Origin of the sequence: Nocardioides ginsengisoli, from assembly GCF_039537225.1 — a bacterium.
Classification (GTDB): Bacteria; Actinomycetota; Actinomycetes; order Propionibacteriales; family Nocardioidaceae; genus Nocardioides; species Nocardioides ginsengisoli.
In genome coordinates this window covers 1-2619 of sequence record NZ_BAABAC010000053.1, presented here as the reverse complement: position 1 = coordinate 2619, position 2619 = coordinate 1, and the positions used below count along the sequence as shown (strand labels likewise).

Annotated in this window: 2 protein-coding genes; both read right to left on the bottom strand. The window is 51.7% G+C overall.

Features of this window, described 5'->3' with window-relative positions:
* Positions 1–693: 693 nt before the first annotated feature.
* The gene (locus AB4880_RS26030) at positions 694–879 is read right to left on the bottom strand and encodes a Rop family plasmid primer RNA-binding protein (RefSeq protein ID WP_013772937.1); all 186 of its coding nucleotides are present in this window, start codon (positions 877–879) and stop codon (positions 694–696) included.
* Between the two features lie 365 nt (positions 880–1244).
* Positions 1245–1472, bottom strand: a complete 228-nt coding sequence (locus AB4880_RS26025; protein ID WP_021243043.1) for a YgdI/YgdR family lipoprotein — start codon at positions 1470–1472, stop codon at positions 1245–1247.
* Between the last annotated feature and the right edge of the window lie 1147 nt (positions 1473–2619).

The following is a 2619-nucleotide window of genomic DNA, read 5'->3' as shown; positions in this document are numbered from 1 at the left end:
GCCATGCTACATCTTAAGCCAGTATACACTCCGCTAGTGCTCCGTGACTGGTCCGGCGCTGCGCCCGGAACCCGCCTGTACCGGTTCAGCAGCCGTTCCGGCCTGACTGCAATTTTTTTTTTTTCATCCCTGCCCGCTACCCTGTAAACCTTTCTTCTGCGTTGCCGTTAACAGTAGGTAAGCCATGTTTGGTTTTTCTTCCGGAGCCCTGATGACTCTTAGTGATGATGAGCGACACCTGCTTGTGTCCGTTGTTTCGGTCTGGCTACGGCGTGCCGGAGGGGATGCCGGAGCCATGATGCTGGATGCATACCGGCAGATTTTGTCTGAAACCGAACCGGCCGTAAGGACTGTCATGCTCGAATTTCTTGAATCCGTTCGCATTCATTACATTTCGTCCTGAGCATTTTCTGTATTTCTGTCCATACTTAAACGAGGCGGCCGTCACGGACGGTGGTCGTCGTTCCATGATGCTGTTATGGACGAGTGAGAGTAATCTAATCTAACTTGATTGAGTTCCGGGCGTGCCGCCCGGTTTTTTTTGCTGTTTCCCGGTGTCCGTTCCGGGACAGGATGTGCATTTGTAATACCGCGCACGCGCCGGCATCACAAATACCCTGGTCAGGGCTGCGCCCCGACACCCCGCCATCGCCTCACGGCCGCGCACTGAATTGCGCACCCGTTCACCGATTTTCACGCATTTTCCTCGCCTATCTGTGCGTTCAGCATGGCGTAAAGCGCTTCGGCCTGATCGTGCAGGTGCTCACAGCAGCCGGCAGCCTCATCCAGATCCATCTGCTCGAGCCGCTCAAGGAGGAGAAGTGTCTGTGCGCGGATAAATTTGGCCATATTGAGGGCGGCGGATTCCTGTCTGGTCACTGGTGATTTTCCCCGTCTGGTGATGATTTTTGCGTGAAAAGAGCATGGCGTCATTCTGGTGCATAGTCATGCATGCCGTTAAAATTTAACAGGCGCGTTTCTGACGGGTTCCGGGGTGGTTTGTTGTGGTTTTTGTCATGGTTTCGTCAGGAACGCGCTGAACGCGTCTCAGGCGGTGCGGGCAACGGATGTTATGGTAAATTCTTGGGGGCTTGATTATAAAATACCGCACTTCCTCTTATGTCTTGTGCTTTTTAGACAACCCTGAAAGCTTTTAGCTTTGGTGATGCAATTTGCTGGGATTTTGGCGGAGAACCACAGGTAAAGAAAAAGGCCACATTAGCGGCCTTTTTCGGAGAAGATGCTCAGTGCGGAATTTCGGAGACTTCTTTAACGTCGGTTTTATTGATCTGCTGTTTGACACCATTCGCGTCTGTATAGCCAAGCAGGCCTGAGTCTGATTCTTTAGGTTTGCCGTCGCTGACAATAGTGCGACCGTCATTGGTGTGTATGGCATAGCTTGTGCGCGTGCAGCCGGTGAGGGCTGAAAGCGCAACTGCCGCTGCGAACACTGAAACAAAAATCTTTTTCAAAGCCAGCTCCTTTTATCCATATCAGTTTTGGTCACTAACCATCTAACTATAGGTCATTTTTTATGTGAAAAGAGGCTTGATGGTGGGCTGTATATCGAGTTAGGCGCGAGGTGCTATGGTCAAAGTGTGGTGTCAGGCGGGGAGGAGGCTTATATGAGATGTAATCCGGCCGATACATATACCAAGATGATTTAAGTATTCCTCTTTGTGAGGTTGGATGTCTAATTTATAAAGGATCTTCTTGAGATCCTTTTTTTCCGCGCGTAATCTCTTGCCCTGTAAACGAAAAAACCACCCTGGCAGGTGGTTTTTCGAAGGTTAGGTAATCCTGGCAGATCCCCTAACCGTGGTAACAGTCTTGTGCGAGACATGTCACCAAATTTGTCCTTTCAGTGTAGCCTCACTAAGGCCGCCACTTCAAGAACTCTTGAGACATCTCTCGCACATCCTGTTTGCCAATGGCCGTTGCCAATGGCGATTAGTCGTGTCTTTCCGGGTTGGACTCAAGTTGATAGTTACCGGATAAGGCGCAGCGGTCGGACTGAACGGGGGGTTCGTGCATACAGTCCATCCTGGAGCGAACTGCCTTCCCGGAACTGAGTGTCAGGCGTGGAATGAGAAACCGCGGCCATAACAGCGGAGTGACACCGGTAAACCGAAAGGCAGGAATGCGGGGGAGCACGAGGGAGCCACCAGGGGGAAACGCCTGGTATCTTTAAGCCGCATCGGGTTTCGCCACCACTGATTTGAGCGTCAGATTCTGTGATGCTTGTCAGGGGGGCGGAGCCTATGGAAAAACGGCTTTGGCGCGGCCTTATGCTTTCTTCGTTAAGTATCTTCCTGGCATCCCCCAGGAAATTTCTGATCCATCCGTAAGCCCGTCCCGCTCGCCGCAGCCGAACGACCGAGCGGAGCGAGTCAGTGAGCGAGGAAGCGGAATATATTCTGTATCACATTTTCTCCTGACGCGTTTTCTTTCACTTTCTGCGCCTGTCTTATGTGGCATTAATGCTATGTGTTACTGCCATGCTACATCTTAAGCCAGTATACACTCCGCTAGTGCTCCGTGACTGGTCCGGCGCTGCGCCCGGAACCCGCCTGTACCGGTTCAGCAGCCGTTCCGGCCTGACTGCAATTTTTTTTTTTT